The sequence below is a fragment of the Campylobacter upsaliensis genome (assembly GCF_900637395.1).
Lineage (GTDB): Bacteria > Campylobacterota > Campylobacteria > Campylobacterales > Campylobacteraceae > Campylobacter_D > Campylobacter_D upsaliensis.
In genome coordinates, this window is the sequence record NZ_LR134372.1 from 1,017,537 (window position 1) to 1,035,482 (window position 17,946).

Consider the following 17,946-nt stretch of genomic DNA (forward strand, 5'->3'; position numbering starts at 1 on the left):
GCTAGAATTCGCCATTTTTCATTAAGGATTAAGATGAGTTCGCTTTTAAATGCGGTGATTTTATGCGGAGGTAGGTCTTCTCGTATGGGACAGGACAAAAGCCTACTTCAAATAGGACAAAAAAGCCTCGCTCAAAACGCTTATGAAAAGCTTACTCCACTTTTTAAAAGGGTCTATCTCTCCAGCAAAGATGAAAAATTCGACTTTAAAGCAGATCTTATCAAAGATGATAAAAGCTTTCAAATTTACTCCCCTATGCTTGCACTTTATTCTATTTTAAGACATTTTAAAAATGAATTTGTGTTTATTTTAGCTGTGGATTTTGTGCGTTTTTCTGGGGAAGAATTAGAAAAATTGACCCCTTTTTTAAAGCAAAATTATAAAATCATTATTCCACAAACCAAACTTTACAAACATAGCCTATGTGGCTTTTACCACTCATCTTTAGCACCCTTATGTAAAGAAATGCTTGAAAAAAATGAGCAAAAAATAGGGCTATTATTTGATAAAGTTCCAAGCAAATTTGTGCCTTTTGAAAGCGAAGAAGCCTTTTTAAATTTAAATTATTATGATGAATTTTTAAAATATCAAAGCGAATGCTTATGAAAAAAATTTTTCTTATTTTCAGCCTTTTTCTCTTATGCTTTGCAGATGATTTAAGTAAGGCTTTAGAATATGAAAAAAAGGGCGATTACAAAAGAGCTATGCAAATTTATAAAAAACTAGCTCTTAAAAATCAAACGCCAAATTCCACCGAAATTTTAAATGAGACAAAAAGCACTCAAGCCCCAAAAGAACAAAAACGCCAAAAGGATAATTTTTCTAAAATCGCTTTAGCAAATTATTTAGGAGATGAAAATTCCTTTAATCCACTTGGCATTAACTCTTATAAGATGAATTATTTTTTACCCTTTTCACACACTAATCACGACTTAAGCGGCTCTAAAAATGAAGTCAAATTTCAAATCAGCATTAAAAAACGCCTTTTTGAAAATTTATTAGGACTTGACGAAAAATACTATCTAGGCTATACGCAAACTTCGTGGTGGCAGCTTTATAAGCACTCTTCTCCTTTTAGAGAAAATAGCTATCAGCCTGAATTTTTTGTCGATTTTCCTATCCATTTTGACGGATACGATTATTTTAATAATCTTAGGCTAGGATTTTTACACGAAAGCAACGGCAGAGATGACGATCACGAGCAGTCTCGCTCTTGGAACAGGCTTTACGCCTCCACGACCTTTTTATACAAAAGATTTTTAATTGTTCCTAGAATTTGGTATAGAATTAACGAGGACGGCGGAAGTGATGATAATCCTGCTATGGAACATTATATGGGAAATTTTGATATTAATTTGGGCTATTTGGGCAATGATTTTTTCATCAATACTATGCTAAGAAATAATCTCAATTTTTCGCGTAACAAAGGCGCTGTGCAAGTGGATATTGGCTATGATGTGTTTAACAATGGCATTTATTATTATGTGCAGTATTTTAACGGCTATGGCGATAGTCTCATCGACTATAACAAACGCTTAGAGCGTATTTCTACGGGCTTTTTAATCTCTTACTGATGTTTTTAGAAAAAAATTTATCCGCCATAAATTCTAGTGTTTTTAGCGAATTAAGCCACAAAATTATCTCCTACCTTCAAAGCGGTGAAAAAAGCCAATTAAGTAAAAACGGGGGGGGTCTTGCGTATGAAGAGGGTGAAAAAGAGCGGCTTTTTGATGAAATTCGAGCGCAAAGTTTGCGTTATCCTTTCATCTGCCTTTTTGGCATAGGAGATGGCGAGCTTTTAAAAAGGCTTATCCCCTCATACCCTCTTATTATCGTCTTTGAAGAGAATTTAGACTTTTTCATTTCGGCTTTTTCACGCTTTGATTTTAGTGAGGATTTTAGGCAAGGTAGGGTCATTTTTGTCGATACTAGTAGTGAAAAATTAGAGCTTTATCTTTCTATGCTTTTTTCGACTAAGCCCTATTATCAATACCTTAGCCTTTTTGAGCTTTTTATGAACGGGAACTTTTATCATCGCTTTTATTTGGAAAAAGCAAAAGCCGTGCATAGACTTTGCGAAAGCGTTATTTTTACGACCTTAAGCGCACTTGGAGTATGGGCTAAGGATATTTTATTTAGCGTTTATGAAAATTTTCTTTCCAATGTGCCTTTAATGCTTGAAAATATCCCCATAGCAAGACTTATTGAGGAGAGAAAAAACAAATTTGAAAATGCCATTGTCATTTCAGCAGGTCCAAGCCTAAGCAAACAACTTCCCCTTTTAAAAAAGGTGCAAGAAAACGCCGTGCTTTTTTGTGCGGACGGGGCTTTAAATATCGTCTTAGAGCAAGGCATAGAGCCTGATTATATTTTAAATACAGATATTAGCGACTTCGCAAAGACTTTTTTACATCAAATTCCAGCTAAAAGCCTCATCATTAATGGCTACTCCACTCACCCCAAAACCCTAGAAAGCCTTAAGGGTAAAAATTTAAGCGTGGTGCTAGGCACGAAAGACGGCGTTTGTCAATATAATTTCTTTAAAGACTTTGGCTTTGTCGAGCTTGGGGGCAATGTGAGCCATTTTGCTTACGCATTAGCCTTAGAGCTTGGCTTTAAAAATATCATTATGCTAGGACAGGATTTAAGCCTTGACTTTAATGGAAATTCACACGCCAAAGGCTATGCTTTAGGGGAAAATTTCGAAACAGAGGCAGACATAAAGTATTTTAAAGTCAAGGCTTATAAGGGCTTGGGTGAGGTTACAACGCATATTACTTGGGATTATTATAGAAAAGATTTAGAAAGGCTTTTTCTTTTAAATCAAGACAAAGCGACTTTCATCAATTCAACAGAGGGCGGAGCTTTCATCAAATTTAGCAAGGAACTTAGCTTTGAAGAAAGTGCTAAAATGCTTACCACCAAAAAGCCAAATTTTAGTCTTACAAAGCCCATTACTCAAAATAAAGCAAAGAAAATCCTAAGCAAATTTAGCACTAAAGTCAAAGCAGATCTTAGAAAAAGTCAAGGTATGCTAGAGGGAGCAAAAGAGCTTTTAAACGCTTTAAATACCATACTTGAAAGTAAAAAAACTCTCCCGCTTAACTTCTTACAAAAAGTCAAAAAGATGATTGATGAATTTGACGGGAAATTAGAAGAGGACGAGTTCTTAAATGACGGGAAATTAGGCTTTGTTTTTTATAAAAAAGGAGAGCTCATTTGTGAAGTTTTAAAAGCAAAAATAGAAGATGAAAGCCTATTTCATCTTTACTACATCAATGCTTATAAAGAGTGGCTAGGCTTTTTCATAGAAAATTTAAACCGCAAAATAGACATTTTAAGAAATGGCTTAGAAAACTCTCTAAGAGAGTAAATCCACTGAAATTTTGCCGTTTTTAATCTCACTGATTTTTACATCAACCTTATCATTTTCACTCAATTTAGTCTTCATTTTAGAGCTATGAAGCAAACCATCGACCCCGTCTTTTAAAGCGATGAAAGCCCCAAAAGGTGCTACTTTTTTAACTTCTGCTTCGAAAAATTCTTCGCCTACTTTAAATTGCGTTAAATCCTTAGAAAATTTCTTACCCTTGCTTGTAATGCTGATAATATAATCTTTTGCGGCTTTGATTTGCTCACTTTGATTTCCTGCGATTTTAACCTCACCCTTTTCGCGGTCAAGGTCGATAGAAACGCCAAATTTTTCAATAATCTCTTTAATCGTCTTACCCGCTTGTCCTATAATATCAACAATCTTACTAGGCTCTACGCTAAAAAGCTCTAATTTTGGCAAAACCTCCTCATTAACGACAATGTGCGAATTTGCCTCCTCCATTAAGTCTAAAATGTGAAGCCTAGCCTCTCTTGCTTGATAAAGAGCGTTTTTGAGAATATTCTCATCAATTCCGCCTAATTTAATATCCATTTGAAGAGCGGTAATTCCATCCTTAGTTCCAGCGACTTTAAAATCCATATCTCCATCGTGATCCTCAAGTCCCATAATATCAGTCAAAATAGCATACTCATCACCCTCTAAAACAAGCCCCATAGCCACACCTGCCACAAGCTTAATGCTAGGCACTCCAGCCGCCCTTAAAGCAAGTGAGCCACCGCACACACTCGCCATAGAGCTAGAGCCATTACTTTCTAAAATTTCACTCACTAAACGCACCACATAAGGATAATTTTCATCGACACTTGGATAAAGCGCTCTTTTAGCTAAATTTCCGTGTCCAAGCTCTCTTCTACCCGGCGCCTTAATAGGACTTGCCTCGCCCACAGAAAAGCCTGGAAAATTGTAATTAACCATAAAGCGTTCGCTAATAGGATTTTTCTCATTAAGCAAATCGACCATTTGCGCATCATTTTCCCCGCCCAAAGTCGCTACAACTAAGGCTTGCGTTTGCCCCCTTGTAAAAAGGCAAGAGCCGTGTGCGTTTGGTAAAATATTTGTTTCAATTTCTATGGCTCTCACCTCGTTTAAGGCGCGTCCGTCAGCCCTTTTTCTCTCTTTTAAAATTTGCGCTCTCACAAGCTCTTTTTTGACCTTAGAAAGAGCGTTAAAAACATCTTCTTGACTATATTTATCTATGATATTTTCAAGCTTCATAAGTTCTTTAACGATTTTTTCTAGCTCACTTGCCCTTTCACTTTTTGCCATTTGATTGATAGCGAATTTAACTTCATTTGTGTAATTTTGCTTAATAAATTCAAAAAGCTCCCTATTTTCAAGCTCTTCTTTTAATTCTAATTCTTCTTTTTTGCGATGTTTGAAAAAAGCCTCTTCATAGGCATTTGAGCCATTTAGTATCGCTTTTTTAGCCACACTTAAAGCCTGTAAAATTTCATCTTCGCTTAATTCATTCATAACCTGCTCATAAATGCTAGTCCCAGCTAAAGCCTCCGCAAAGCTAGTTTCTACCATAGCCTCACCTTCACTCTCACTTGGCAAAGCTCTCATTTCTATCATCAAAAGCTCATCTTTAACCCCAGCCACATAAAGATCTAGTGTGCTTTCTTTAAGTTTAGAATTGCTTGGATTTAATACAAACTCATCATTAATCCTAGCGATTCTCACCCCACAAACAGGTGCTTTAATAGGAATTCCACTCAAATATAAAGCCACGCTTGCCGCATTTAAGCTCATCATCTGTAAATCCACCTCATCATCAGCTGAAAGAACCATAACTACAATTTGCGTAGGATAAGCATAACCCTTAGGAAAAAGCGGTCTTAAACTCCTATCAATAATCCTTGCCGTAAGGGTTTCATTATCTCCGGGCTTAGTTTCTCTTTTGATATAGCCTCCCGGAATGCGTCCCACGGCATAAGCTTTTTCGATGTATTGCACGGTAAGGGGCAAAAAGTCTTCTTCTACTTGCTTATCTTCTCTTGCTACGGCTGCTAAAACGACACTTTTACCCACTCGCATTAAAACAGAGCCGGCTGCTTGTTTAGCGACCTTATCAACATCAAAAATTTCTAAATTTTGATTCACTTCTATGCTATATTGCATTATATTTCCTTTATTGTTTGATAGTAATTTTTTAAAATTTTTAAATAAATTAAACACGCTTTTTCCTTAAATTTTGTTTTCATTTTCTTGCAAGGCAAAATCATAACCCACGCCTCCAAGCGGATAAAAATTAAATACAAGATAAAATCCGCTTTGATTTCTAGCGCTAATACCGGCACTTGTAAGCTTTGGATCTATCCTTTCTCTATACATTAAAGAATAATTCCAACACTTACGCTGATAAGTATAACCTAGCTCCCACATATTCGCGTGCGCTCTTTGAGTGTCAAGCCAAATTCCACTAAAAAAATTATAATTTGCGTTAAGATAATAATTTGCCCTTGTTCCTATGAAGCTGTATTTTCCATACTCATCATTTTGATAAGCGTGGGAAAATTCCCAGTTTAATTCAGGATTTAAGCCTAATTCAATTTGACTTAAAACATTACTAAAACGCGTATCAAGATGAGAATAGGTTGCTTCATTATTAAAACTAATATTTTCATTATAATAATAAGTGATGAGATTTTTACTCTCTTCAAATTCATCGCGTCTGCTTAAATAGCTCATCTCGATGCGATTTTTAAGCTTTTTTTCTCCATTTTCATTGTAAAAATATTGCACCAAATAAGGACTTAATTTTTCATCGATTTTCTCTAAATTTAAATAATCCTCACTAATGCCGCCCGATTTACCCCCAGGCAAAATATAACTAACCCCCAAATTTAAAGTGTGAAAGAAATGATCATAAGCCTTAGAAAGGTCGGTATAAAAATCAAATTCGTGTGTAGCCCTATAAAAATGCTCGTGTTTTTTTTGTGGGTCGTGGGTGTAATTGACAAAAGAGGCATCTAGTCTTTCTGTAAAAGCAAAATGTAAGAAATCGTCAAAAAAGGCATTGTGGTATGATAAGGGTAGGCTTACATTGACATTATTTGCGTAAGATCCTACGCGTCTATAATAATTATTAAAACTCGCATCAAAAGAATAGCGTATCCTCTCATCAAGCAAGGAATTTAAAAAACGATGATATTGAAATGACGGATATTCTTGCAAGGTGTCTTTATTATGCGTTTTAGAAGTATCAATATAGTATTTTCCATAAGCTCCGTAAAAATTATTTTCATCGGCGAGAAAATAATTAATCTTTGAAGTGATTAAAGAATTCACATCTTTATAATCGCGTCTTCCCAAATTTAAATAATCCACATCATTAAGATAAGTCGCATCAACCCACAATCCTTCTTGAAAATTATCTCCAAGCAAAGATTTAATCAAATCCGTTCTTAAATATTTAAGCTCAACACCCATATGGGTTTGATTTTTTAAATTTTCTTCCTTAAAATAAGTCGAATTTTCTCTAAAAGCTCCAAAATTCCACTCTCCCATAGAAGAAGCAGAATCGATAAATCTCAAAGTCGAATAAAGTCCATAACCTCTATCCGTTCTTACTTGAGGATTAAACTGCAAGTCCCAATTTTCCTGCATAGTGAAATAAATAGGCTGCTCGTAAAAAAAGCCCTCATCACCCTTTATGCTAAATTTAGGCACTAAAAGTCCCGTGCGTCTTTGCGTATCCGTGCTAAAACCAAAATAAGGCATATAAAACACAGGGACATCTCTAACATACAAACGCGCATTATAAAGATGAACAAAATTTGTTTCTCGATCTAATTTACCTTCGCTAAATCTAATCTCCCAATCTGGATTTTCCACATTACAGCTTGAAACGGAAGAAAGCGTGGTCTTAAAACTCTTATCATCTAAACAGCTCTTATCGCTTTTAAACCATACTTCGAGTTGATTATTTGCAAAGAAAAATTTTTCAAACTTTGCTTCATTTGTGTCAAGTTTTATTTTAGCGTAATTTGAATGCGACCTTTCATTTTGCCCTCTTAGAATATTGACATCGCCAAAAAGCTCAACTTCGGAGGTTTTTTCATTATAAATCGCTCTATTTGCTGTAATGAAATAAAAATCAGAAAATATAACTACATCTTGATTTACAATAAGCCTATCCCCCTCCTTTCTCGCATCTGTGGCATAAATATCCACCTGTGCAGCATTTAAAACTAAGGAAGAAGTTAAAATAAAAGAAAACTTACGCCACATCAACAACCACAGTCCTAGCCAAATAATCCTGCCAAGTTTTACGCAAATTATTCCCCAAAGCCCACGCAAAACCAAGCATAAAAGCCATACCGCTAAACTGCCTAATTAAAGCTCTAAGGCAGCTTTGTCCCCAATTTGGCTTATCTAAAATTCCCTCATCAATCACAATAATTTTACATATCATTTTTCCCAAACTTGCTCCATAAAGTGCCGTAAAAATAGCGTGATAACTAAATTGAAGCACAAACAAACCCAAAGAAAAATTCCCTAAAATTCTTACCGCCTCAAGTGGGTCGCTCATTTTTTGAAATTCATTAAAAAAAATCACAAAAACTATACAAGAAAGCAAAAATTCATCAATAGTATAAGCCAAAGCTCTTTTAAAAAAACTAGCGACTTTTAAACCCTCTCTGTCTAATTTATCTTGCAAATTTTCACCCATTAATCCACCTGATAACCTATATCTTTTCTAAAATGCTTTCCCTCGTAATTTACATTTTCACAAAGCTCATAAGCTCTTTTTTTTGCTTCTTGCATCGTTTTACCCGTGCCAACACACACTAAAATTCTTCCCCCATCAGCGATTAAGTCATCTTTTTCTAAACTTACACCAGCATAAGAAATATGTGAGTTTTCAGGTATTTTTAAAATTTCTATCTTGCTTTTTGGTGAAGCTTTAAAAGGATAATTTTTCCCCGCACAAACGACTCCCACAGCCACCTCATCTTTTAAATCAAGCTTGAAATTTTTAAGTCTTTTTTCACTTGCCGCCATAAAAAGCTCAAGCGGATTATTAATTAAAGGCATTAAAACTTCACACTCAGGATCGCCAAAACGCACATTAAATTCCAAAACAAAAGGCTCATTTTTCACAACCATAAGTCCTACAAAAAGCACTCCACAAAAGGCGTTATTTTCCTCTTTCATACCCTTAAGTGTCGGCTTGATAATCTCATCTTTCACACGCTCTAAAAGCTCCTTATTTGCCAAAGAGCTTGGAGCGTAAGCCCCCATACCGCCTGTATTTGGACCCTCATCATTATCATACAATTTTTTATGGTCTTGTGCGGCAGGTAAAAGCACAAAATCCTCCCCATCACAAAGAGCAAAAATGCTTAATTCAAAGCCGTCTAAAAATTCCTCCACTACGATTTTACGCCCAGCCTCTCCAAAGCTCTCTCCACTTAACATTTTAGCAGCGACTTGCGTAGCTTCTTCTCTGCTTTTAGCGATAATCACACCCTTACCAGCACATAAGCCATCCGCTTTCACAACAATGGGCGGCGTCAAATTATCAATAAATTCTTTTGCCTTTTCCAAATTACTTGTATTGATAAATCTTGCCGTTTTAATTTTGTGCCTTTGTAAGAATTCCTTCATAAAAGCCTTAGAGCTTTCAAGCATAGCCGCATTTTTTGTCGGTCCAAAAATGCTAAGTTTAAGCTTTAAAAACTCATCAACAACACCCTGCTCTAAAAAGCTCTCACTCCCTACTATACAAAGCTCTACGCCCTCATTTTTCGCATAAAGAGCTAATTCCTTCATATCTTTAATGTCAATATTTTTACCAAGTTTCGCACTAGCACCATTTCCGGGGATAAAAATAAATTCTAAATTTTCTCTCTCTTTTTTCAAGGCTAAAGCTATGGAATACTCCCTAGCACCCGCCCCTAAAATCATAATCTTCATCATTTCTCCTTAAAACCCAAGTAGCCGTTTTACAAAGATTGACCCCAAAAAGTCAAAAAAGTCGCTAGGCAATTTTTAAAGGCTGCAACTTCTCGCCTCTTTCGAAACTCAAACGACGCCACAGACACGGTAAATCGCACACTCGCAACTAATAATAATGTGTTGGATCACTTTAAATAGCACAAACTACTCAGGCGAGTGAAATTATAGTCTTATTTAGCTTAAAATTCTTATATTAACTTAAATTTCGTCTTTCCCGTCTTATCAAAATGCTTTCCTTGCAAAATGATATCCGCCGCACTATCCCAAATATGTGCCTCGTCAATATAAACAATGTCAAAATTATTATCTCTCATTAAAGACTGGTAATTGACCTTTTTTGGAGCATATTTAACGATATAGTAAGGATTTAACGCAAAAACCTCCACCTTAACCTTACAAAGCAAGTCCAAATCAGAAGTTACGACAAGAAATTTCTTTCTTTGCTCTTTTGTAATTTTTTCTATATAAACCAAAAGCTTTTGGTCAAATGGATTTAATGCAGATTTATTAAGCCTGCTTAAATAATGCTCCGCAAAGGCTAAAGAGCAAAAAGAATTTTCTATATTACTTCTTGTAAAATAAGAATTTTTAACCCCTGATGATTTTAAAGACAGCTTCCAAATTTTCATATCCATAATAGTCGCACAAAGGTTTAAACCTGTAACGATTTTATTAAAAAGCTTTTCTCTTGAAAGCTTAAAAGCGTTTTCAAAAATGCTAAAATTTTTCTTATAAAAATCATCGCGAATTGCCTCCAAACGCTTCAAAGAAGTGCGGTAATAAGTCGCCTCTTTAGCAAGTTTATCGAAACGCTCTTGTTTAGCTTGCATTTTGGCAGGGTCCATAGTCGCCGCTCTTGCGTTCATTTCTAAAGTTAAAGTTTTCATTTGAGCTTCTAGAGATTGAGCGCGATTTTTCCTTGTATCTATGGTAGAAATAAGAGCTTGATAATGGCATTGTAAAGATAAAAAAGTCTCGTTAAAAATTTTCGTTACATTAATCATCTTATGTTTATCTTTCATATCATTATAGGAATTTTCTAGGTGCATAATGATACTTTTTAAAGAGCTAAATTGCGTTTGATCGGTCGAGTGATCCATAAAAATAAGCGTATCTAAAGACTTAGTCAAAAAGCGTTTTAAAATGAAATAATCCAAAACACAAGGAATTTCCTCCTCATCATCAACATTTTGTTTTAAAGCCTCCACAGAAAGAATTTCCCCTGCGAAATACTTTTGAATCGCTTGCGGTATAGTAAAAGAAAGCGGAATTTTCTCTATGGTATCATAATCTGTCCCCCTATAAAGCTCGGTAATATAAGCACTACGCCTTGAGCCTTGTAAGTCCTCTAACGCCTCATCACTCTCCGTCCGCCAAAAGTCATTTTCGGTGATGAAATCTCCCTCTTTAAATTCTTGATAACGCGAGGGACGAACACTTGTGATCGTTTTACCCTCAGCACGAAATTCTACAAGCATACCCACACTAGGCATACTTCTTTTGTCGCTCCACGACTGGCGGTTAAATTCAAAAAAAAGCTTCGCCGAATTTGTAACCGTCCCTCTACCAGTAGAATCCATATAAATCGCTATTTTGCCGTGCATTATTTCTTCCTTGAACTTTCATAAGTCAAAAATTTAGCACAATTAAACTTATTTTTTAATTTTTCTTGCAAATTTTAAACTACAAAACAAAGAAGTCAATTTAAATTAAAATGCTAAACTTTTACATTTATAAATTTGATAAGGATTATTCAACACGGTGAAAAAAGAAACTTTTTTACATCATCTCAAAGGCAAAAATCTTACTTATAAACGCTATACAAAAAGCCCTTTGCGTTATGGTGGGGGAAAGTCTTTAGCGGTGGGGTTAATTTTAGAGCAAATTCCTAGCGATACAAAAAGACTTATTAGCCCATTTATCGGCGGTGGGAGCGTGGAAGTAGCAGCAGCTTTAGAGCTTAATATTGAAGTTTTAGCTTTTGATATATTTGATATTTTGGTGAATTTTTGGCAAATTTTATGTAAAGATTCTAACGCACTTTATAATGAGCTTGTAAAGCTTAAACCCACAAAAGAAAATTACGCAAAAATCAAAAATGAGCTAGGTTTATTTTGGAATGAAAGACATAAAAACCCTAACAATAAACCTAAGATAGAGCTAGATTCTCTAACCCTTGCAAGAGATTATTATTTTAATTTTAATCTAAGTTATGGACCCGGATTTTTAGGCTGGATGAGCAAAATCTATGAAGACAAAAATCGCTATTTAAAAGCCTTAGAAAAAATTAGAGCTTTTAAAACGCATAATCTTAAAGTAGAAATGGCGAGTTTTGAAGCGGTGTTTGAAAAATATCCTACTGATTTTTTCTATTGCGACCCACCATATTTTTTAGAGGGAGATTCTAAAATGTTTAAAGGAATCTATCCTATGCGAAATTTCCCTATTCATCACAATAGCTTTAATCACGAGCTTTTAGCAATTTGTCTTAAAAACCATAAAGGCAAGTTTATTTTAAGTTATAATGATTGCGAGTTTGTCAGGGAAGCCTATAAGGATTTTAAAATCTTAGAGCCAAAATGGCAATACACAATGGGGCAAGGCGAAACAAGAATGGGTAAAAATCGCATTGAAAGGGGCGATACAGACAACACCAAACAAAGCCACGAACTTTTGATTATAAAGGAGTGAAAATGAAAATAGAGCAAGTCAAAACGGCATTTAAAATCGCTGATGTGGAATTTGTAAGTGATAGCACAAAGCTTAATTTTAATTACTTAAAAGATTTAAAAGATGAAAATGGCAAGGCACTATCACAAAAAATTTTAAGAGAAAATGTAGCTAGAGTATATCTCATTGTGGTAGATGGTGAGATTAAAAAAATCGGTGGAAGTGGGGCAACAGGTGGAATCAAAAGCACTTTAGAAATTTATAGAGACGGTGGAGTAAATGGGTGACCAGCCGTAAGAAGCTTTGGCGTGTGGTATTTTCTCTAATTTTACAGGATAAAAAAATAGAATTTTATATGAAATACCTGCGAGAATTTTGAAAAAGAAGTGAAAGGATTATTTGGCTTAAAAAAGGTCAAAAATGTTTCCATTTCTTATAAATTTATAGAGCAGTGTTGCGTGGAAGATTATTTAAGTGTGGAAAGCGAACACCCAGAATGGAATGTGCAAGAACAAGGAGCGGACTGGCCACTTGAAATAAAAAACCAACACGCAGAACTTCAAGCCAACGCACAGAGTAGAGAAAAGAAAAGGAGTCGCAAGGAAGTGAGACTAAACAAATAAATACAGCAATTTAAAATGGCAAGGGTATATATAAAATACTAATTCTCTTTCAAATAAGAGCCAAGCCAAACAATATCCTCATTGCCCTTTAAGGCTCTTTTGACATTTTCATCTTCTATATGCCCTTCAAAATCGATGTAAAAGCTATGAAGAAATTCTTTTGCTTTCACAGGACGCGATTCTAGCTTAGTGAGATTAATATTTTCTTTTTTAAAATTTTCTAGCAAGGCACTAAGCCCACCCGGCTTATGTGCTGTGTGTGCTAAAATAGAAGTTTTACAATGCTCCATTTTAGGCGTTATCATATCGCTTAAAATCAAAAATCGCGTTCTATTTGCTGCGTTATCTTCGATTTTATCAAAAAGTAGCGGCACATTATAAATTTTTGCTGCGATTTTAGAACAAATGGCAGCGGACTTTTTATCCTGTGAGGCTAGATAAGCGGCGTTTGCGGTCGATTTGGCGGGGATAAATTCCACAGCATTTAAGTCGTGGCTTTCTAGGAATTTTCTACACTGATTATAACCTTGCGGATGAGAGTAAATTCTCTCTATCTCCTTGATATTTTCATTAATTCCTACAAAAGAATGATGAATATCCATATAAATTTCGCCAAAAATTTTAAGTCCCTCATACGCTCCTAAGCAATCAAGAGTTACACCAACAGCACCTTCAGTATTATTTTCTATCGGCACGACTCCAAATTTCGCTTCTTTATTCGCAAGCTCTTTAAAAACATCTTCAATGGTCGCTAAGGGGATATAGCGACTCATCGCACCAAAACGCATTCTAGCGGCTTGATGTGTGTAAGTTCCCTCTGGTCCAAAATACGCCACCGCTTGAGGCAATTCCAAATTCCTAGAAACCGCAAAAATCTCCCCATAAATCGCCTCAATAGCATTTTGATCTAACAACCCTAAATTCTCACTTTTCAAGCGATTTATAATCGCTCTTTCTCTTTCAGGTCTATAAATCGCTGTGCCTAAGCTTTGCTTAAGCTCCCCTATACGCTTAACATAGCTCATTCTTTCATTTAAAAGCTTTAAAAGCTTATCATCAATGGCGTCAATTTTTAATCTAAATTCCTCTAAATTCGGCACAAAAACTCCTCTTTAAATTCTAAAACGCTTTCATAAACCCCGCTTAAAATCTCACTATCTAAACCCTCAAGGCTCTTAATTTTCCCACTTAAAACTAAAATAGGACGCATTTTAAGCGTATAAGCCTTTAGTAAATCGCCCTTAAAATCATCGCTTATTATAGTTATATCGCTAAATTTAAGTCCATTTTTTTGCAAATTAATCAGCCTTAAAGCCTCTTCGTAAAAGGCTTTGCTTGGCTTTCCTACGACTTCATAGCTTAAATTTGTCGCGTTTTTAAGCATAGCCATCACGCTTCCTACGCCTGGATATAAAAAACCATCTTTTTTATAAAGGCTCGTTTCGTGCATAGCGATGAATTTTACGCCCTTTTGTGCCAATTCTATCATTTTGGCAAAGTCTTTAAATTTAAAATCATCATAACTCGCCACCAACAAAGCTTCAGGTGTTTCAAAATCAAGCTCAAAACCTAAATTTTCAAGACTTTTTATAAATTCACTCGCACCAAAAGCTGCCACCTTACAAGGCTTAAGATAAGAGTTTAAAACACAAAATGGGTCTAAATACGCCCCATCTTTTATCTCAAGTCCCTTTTGACGCAAATTTTCTAAAAAATTTAAATCTTTAGTGTTGTTTGTGATGATGACATAGGGGATATTTTTACGATTTAAAAGGCTTAAAAGCTCTTTCGCTCCAGTGATTAAAGACTTATCTTTATCGCTAATTAAGGTTCCTTGCACATCTAAAAATAGCATTTTATCCCTTACATATATAATCCGCCATTAATTTTAAGCACATCACCCGTAACATAAGAAGCATAATCACTTAGCAAAAATGCTACGCAGTTTGCCACCTCACAAGGCTTTGCAAAACGCTTAAGAGGGATATTTTCTTCATAGTTTTTTTTCACTTCTTCGCTTAAATTTTCAGTCATATCGCTTAAGATAAAACCCGGCGTTACGCAGTTAAAACGCAAATTCCTACTCGCTCCTTCTTTTGCAAAAGACTTAGTCATTGCTATCATACCGCCTTTACTTGCGCTATAATTAACCTGTCCCATATTTCCCATTTCTCCAACAATAGAAGCGATATTTACCACAGCGCCAAAACGCTTCTTACTCATCACTTTTAATGCCTCCTTACAGCCTAAAAATGCGGAATTTAAATTTGTATCAACGACAAAATTAAAGTCCTCAAGGCTCATTCTAAGAGCCAGTTTATCATTTGTAATGCCAGCATTATTAACCAAATAGCTAAGCTCCCCATCGCTTTCCACGATGAGTTTTACAGCATTTACAAACTCCTCTTCCTTACTTGCATCAAATTTAATCAAAGCAGCCACACCGCCCTCTTTTTCAATCTCCTCTTTTAAAGCATCGGCAAGTTCAGGCTTAGAGCGGTAATTAATCCACACTTTTAAGCCAAATTTCGCCAAAACCCTAGCGATTTCAGCACCTATACCCTTACTAGCACCTGTAATTAAAACATTTTTTCCGCTAAATTGCATAATTTTCCTTTTTTTAAAATGATAAATTTTACCTTAAATTTATAAACGCTTAAAATAAAGCCTCGTTCATTTCTTTTGGAATTTCAAGGTTTAGAATTTTAAGCACACTCGAAGCGACATTGCTTAAGCCCATATTAGGCTTAATTTGCTTGCAAATTTGTGCTTCGATAAAAACAAACACATCAAAAATTGTATGATTTGTCAGCAAATTGCCCTTTTCATCTTGCATAGCCTCACAATTTCCGTGATCACTTGTGATGATAAAAGCGTAATTTTGCTTTCTTGTCTCCTTTATGATCTCTCCTAAGCACCTATCCACAGCCTCCACAGCACTCACAGCCGCATTAAAATCGCCCGTATGCCCGACCATATCGCCATTTGCAAAATTCACCACGATGAAATCCTCGCCCTTTTTTATCCCCTCCTTTACCACCTCACATACCTCAAAGGCACTCATTTGCGGCTTTTCATCGTAAGTTTTTATCTTAGGGCTTGGGATTAGCACCCTTGTTTCATTTTCTAGCAAATCTTCTTTTCCACCATTAAAAAAGAAAGTTACATGAGCGTATTTTTCCGTTTCTGCCGTGTGAAGTTGGCTAAGACCTGCATTTGAGATAACTTCTGCAAGGGTATTTTTAAGCTCTTCTTTTTCAAATAGCACGGGGATATTAAATTTATCATCATAAACACTCATTGTTAAAAGTTTTTCAAAACGCTTTTTTCGCTTTAAAGGCGTGAAATTTTCAGCACTTAAAAGCTCGACTAATTGCTTCATTCTATCATTTCTAAAATTGATGAAAATTAAGCCATCTTCCTCATTTAAGCCCTCAAAATCCTCACTTATCACAGGCTCAATAAATTCATCAAAAATATTTTTTTGATAATTTTCCTCCACATAGGCACTCATCTTTTTAACTCTTTTTGCCTCCCCTAAAAGTGCCTTATAATACGCCTCCACACGCTCCCAGCGTTTATCTCTATCCATAGCGTAAAATCGCCCAGCCAAACTTGCTAAATGCACCCCCTTAGCATCGCAAAACTCTTCTAAATCCTTAATGAAATTTAGCCCACTTTTTGGCGAAACATCACGCCCATCGCTAATAGCGTGCGCGAAAACCTCCTTACCCTCATTTTTACAAATTGAAAGCAAGGCATTAAAATGCGTATGTAAAGAATGCACCCCCCCATCGCTATAAAGCCCTATAATATGCACTCTTTTACATTTTTGCAACAAGGCTTTTAAATTAGCATTATTTTTAAGTATATCTTTTTCTATGGCTTGATTAATTTTGACTAAATTTTGATAGATAATACGCCCACTTCCTATACACATATGCCCTACCTCACTATTTCCCATTTGCCCTTCAGGAAGTCCCACAGCTAAACCACTCGTTTTTAAAAGCGAATTAGGCACTTCTTTGAAAAGTTTGTCATAAGTGGGCTTTTTAGCGGCGTTAAAGGCGTTAAATTTTGCGTTTGGATTGTATCCTATGCCGTCTGTTATGATTAAAATACATTTTTGTTTCATTTTTGCTCTTTTATAAGAATATTTTTGGGAAAATTCTACTAAAATTAAGCTTTTAAAAAGCAAATAAAAGGCTAAAATGTATTATTTTTCCGAATTAAGCTCCTATGCTTTCTTTACTTATATTAGCGTCCGTGCGGGTTTTGCGTTTTTCATCGCTTTAATTTTAAGTTTATTTTTAATGCCTAAATTTATCAACTGGGCTAAGAAAAAAAATGCTTCCCAGCCTATTTACGAACACGCTCCGCAAAATCATCAAATTAAATCTCACACTCCAACTATGGGAGGGGTTATTTTTATATTTTGTGCGATTTTTGCTAGTTTGCTTTGCATTAAATTTGATAATTTATTTGCACTTATGGGACTTTTGTGCTTAGTGAGCTTTTGCTTTATCGGTGTAATTGATGATTTAGGTAAAATTCTTAAAAAAAATAATCATTCAGGTTTAAGCCCTAAGGCTAAAATGTTTGGCTTAATTTTCGCTTCATTTTTGTGCCTAGCTCCTTTATATTTTAGCGGGATTTTAAGTGCTGATTTTTACATACCTTTTTACAAATATCCCCTTTTTAATATGTATATTTTCGCTCTTTTCTTTTGGATTTTAGTGCTAATCTCAAGCTCAAATGCTGTCAATTTAACGGACGGCTTAGACGGACTTGCTACAGTGCCTTCTATTTTTTCTTTAGCAACTTTGGGCGTGTTTTTGTATTTAAGCGGAAATTTAATTTATAGCGAATATCTCTTTCTACCGAAAATCAATGGCTTAGGTGAGTTAGTCGTCATTTGTGCCGCTTTAATCGGTGCTTTAATGGGCTTTTTATGGTATAACTGCTACCCCGCACAAATTTTTATGGGAGATAGCGGCAGTCTCGCACTTGGTGGCTTTATAGGCTTTTTAGCCATAGTAAGTAAAAATGAAATTTTGCTTTTGCTCATAGGTTTTGTTTTTGTTTTAGAGACCATTTCTGTCATTTTGCAGGTGGGAAGCTTTAAAATTTGGGGGAAAAGAGTATTTAAAATGGCACCTATTCATCATCATTTTGAAAAAGTCGGCTGGGTAGAAAATAAAATCATCGTTCGTTTTTGGATGATAGCTCTACTTTCTAATCTCCTCGCCTTAGCCTCTCTTAAGTTGAGATGAGTGAGTAAATTTGTAAGGCTTC

Annotated in this window: 14 protein-coding genes and 1 pseudogene; 6 read left to right on the plus strand and 9 right to left on the minus strand. The window is 35.4% G+C overall.

Features of this window, described 5'->3' with window-relative positions; translation table 11 throughout:
- The first annotated feature begins 33 nt into the window (after positions 1 to 33).
- From EL158_RS05190 to EL158_RS05200, 3 genes are read left to right on the plus strand one after another with little or no spacing between them, the layout of a single operon-like run.
- Complete coding sequence (locus EL158_RS05190; protein ID WP_034955734.1) at positions 34 to 606, plus strand: molybdenum cofactor guanylyltransferase; 573 nt, start codon at positions 34 to 36, stop codon at positions 604 to 606.
- Positions 603 to 1,574, plus strand: a complete 972-nt coding sequence (locus EL158_RS05195) for a phospholipase A (protein ID WP_027303805.1) — start codon at positions 603 to 605, stop codon at positions 1,572 to 1,574. Before EL158_RS05190 ends, EL158_RS05195 begins: the two co-directional genes overlap by 4 nt.
- Positions 1,574 to 3,373: a motility associated factor glycosyltransferase family protein gene (locus EL158_RS05200; protein WP_126361524.1), complete on the plus strand. Its 1,800-nt coding sequence runs from the start codon at positions 1,574 to 1,576 to the stop codon at positions 3,371 to 3,373. The genes EL158_RS05195 and EL158_RS05200 overlap by 1 nt, the downstream gene beginning before the upstream one ends.
- On the opposite strand, the gene EL158_RS05205 is transcribed toward EL158_RS05200, so the two are convergent.
- The 5 genes from EL158_RS05205 to EL158_RS05225 form a co-directional block, all read right to left on the minus strand.
- A complete protein-coding gene (locus tag EL158_RS05205) occupies positions 3,362 to 5,515 on the minus strand; it encodes a polyribonucleotide nucleotidyltransferase (protein ID WP_027303806.1) in 2,154 nt (717 codons plus the stop codon). The two genes, EL158_RS05200 and EL158_RS05205, sit on opposite strands and share 12 nt — an antisense overlap.
- Positions 5,516 to 5,581: 66 nt before the next feature.
- The gene (locus EL158_RS05210) at positions 5,582 to 7,627 is read right to left on the minus strand and encodes an LPS-assembly protein LptD (RefSeq protein ID WP_027303807.1); all 2,046 of its coding nucleotides are present in this window, start codon (positions 7,625 to 7,627) and stop codon (positions 5,582 to 5,584) included.
- Positions 7,617 to 8,069 carry an RDD family protein gene (locus EL158_RS05215; RefSeq protein ID WP_027303808.1) on the minus strand — a complete coding sequence of 151 codons (453 nt, stop codon included), beginning with the start codon at positions 8,067 to 8,069 and terminating at the stop codon, positions 7,617 to 7,619. The genes EL158_RS05210 and EL158_RS05215 overlap by 11 nt, the downstream gene beginning before the upstream one ends.
- The gene (gene purD, locus EL158_RS05220; protein ID WP_027303809.1) at positions 8,069 to 9,316 is read right to left on the minus strand and encodes a phosphoribosylamine--glycine ligase; all 1,248 of its coding nucleotides are present in this window, start codon (positions 9,314 to 9,316) and stop codon (positions 8,069 to 8,071) included. Before purD ends, EL158_RS05215 begins: the two co-directional genes overlap by 1 nt.
- Positions 9,317 to 9,546: 230 nt before the next feature.
- A complete protein-coding gene (locus EL158_RS05225; RefSeq protein WP_027303810.1) occupies positions 9,547 to 10,962 on the minus strand; it encodes a hypothetical protein in 1,416 nt (471 codons plus the stop codon).
- Positions 10,963 to 11,119: 157 nt separating this feature from the next.
- On the opposite strand from EL158_RS05225, the gene EL158_RS05230 reads away from it, so the two are divergent.
- Positions 11,120 to 12,049, plus strand: coding sequence for a DNA adenine methylase (locus EL158_RS05230; protein WP_027303811.1), 930 nt, complete (start codon positions 11,120 to 11,122; stop codon positions 12,047 to 12,049).
- Positions 12,050 to 12,051: 2 nt separating this feature from the next.
- A pseudogene (locus EL158_RS05235) lies at positions 12,052 to 12,651 on the plus strand (GIY-YIG nuclease family protein).
- A gap of 38 nt (positions 12,652 to 12,689) precedes the next feature.
- Here the strand turns inward: EL158_RS05235 and pheA are convergent.
- From pheA to gpmI, 4 genes are read right to left on the minus strand one after another with little or no spacing between them, the layout of a single operon-like run.
- Positions 12,690 to 13,751: a prephenate dehydratase gene (gene pheA, locus EL158_RS05240; protein ID WP_027303814.1), complete on the minus strand. Its 1,062-nt coding sequence runs from the start codon at positions 13,749 to 13,751 to the stop codon at positions 12,690 to 12,692.
- The gene (locus EL158_RS05245; RefSeq protein WP_027303815.1) at positions 13,739 to 14,506 is read right to left on the minus strand and encodes an HAD-IIA family hydrolase; all 768 of its coding nucleotides are present in this window, start codon (positions 14,504 to 14,506) and stop codon (positions 13,739 to 13,741) included. Before EL158_RS05245 ends, pheA begins: the two co-directional genes overlap by 13 nt.
- An 8-nt stretch (positions 14,507 to 14,514) precedes the next feature.
- Positions 14,515 to 15,258, minus strand: a complete 744-nt coding sequence (fabG, locus tag EL158_RS05250) for a 3-oxoacyl-ACP reductase FabG (RefSeq protein ID WP_027303816.1) — start codon at positions 15,256 to 15,258, stop codon at positions 14,515 to 14,517.
- A 49-nt stretch (positions 15,259 to 15,307) separates the two neighbouring features.
- Entirely contained in the window at positions 15,308 to 16,786 is a 1,479-nt protein-coding gene (gene gpmI / locus EL158_RS05255) for a 2,3-bisphosphoglycerate-independent phosphoglycerate mutase (protein WP_027303817.1), read from the minus strand.
- A 76-nt stretch (positions 16,787 to 16,862) separates the two neighbouring features.
- Here gpmI and mraY point away from each other — a divergent pair, with 76 nt between their 5' ends.
- The gene (gene mraY, locus EL158_RS05260) at positions 16,863 to 17,924 is read left to right on the plus strand and encodes a phospho-N-acetylmuramoyl-pentapeptide-transferase (RefSeq protein WP_027303818.1); all 1,062 of its coding nucleotides are present in this window, start codon (positions 16,863 to 16,865) and stop codon (positions 17,922 to 17,924) included.
- Positions 17,925 to 17,946 lie beyond the last annotated feature (22 nt).

Bases quoted from the DNA above. Each gene is read 5' to 3' on its own strand.
- EL158_RS05195 (WP_027303805.1), top strand. From the start codon at position 603: ATGAAAAAAATTTTTCTTATTTTCAGCCTTTTTCTCTTATGCTTTGCA.
- EL158_RS05190 (WP_034955734.1), top strand. From the start codon at position 34: ATGAGTTCGCTTTTAAATGCGGTGATTTTATGCGGAGGTAGGTCTTCT.
- EL158_RS05245 (WP_027303815.1), bottom strand. From the start codon at position 14,506: ATGCTATTTTTAGATGTGCAAGGAACCTTAATTAGCGATAAAGATAAG.
- EL158_RS05205 (WP_027303806.1), bottom strand. From the start codon at position 5,515: ATGCAATATAGCATAGAAGTGAATCAAAATTTAGAAATTTTTGATGTT.
- EL158_RS05215 (WP_027303808.1), bottom strand. From the start codon at position 8,069: ATGGGTGAAAATTTGCAAGATAAATTAGACAGAGAGGGTTTAAAAGTC.
- mraY (WP_027303818.1), top strand. From the start codon at position 16,863: ATGTATTATTTTTCCGAATTAAGCTCCTATGCTTTCTTTACTTATATT.
- EL158_RS05200 (WP_126361524.1), top strand. From the start codon at position 1,574: ATGTTTTTAGAAAAAAATTTATCCGCCATAAATTCTAGTGTTTTTAGC.
- EL158_RS05225 (WP_027303810.1), bottom strand. From the start codon at position 10,962: ATGCACGGCAAAATAGCGATTTATATGGATTCTACTGGTAGAGGGACG.
- purD (WP_027303809.1), bottom strand. From the start codon at position 9,316: ATGAAGATTATGATTTTAGGGGCGGGTGCTAGGGAGTATTCCATAGCT.
- EL158_RS05210 (WP_027303807.1), bottom strand. From the start codon at position 7,627: ATGTGGCGTAAGTTTTCTTTTATTTTAACTTCTTCCTTAGTTTTAAAT.
- fabG (WP_027303816.1), bottom strand. From the start codon at position 15,258: ATGCAATTTAGCGGAAAAAATGTTTTAATTACAGGTGCTAGTAAGGGT.
- gpmI (WP_027303817.1), bottom strand. From the start codon at position 16,786: ATGAAACAAAAATGTATTTTAATCATAACAGACGGCATAGGATACAAT.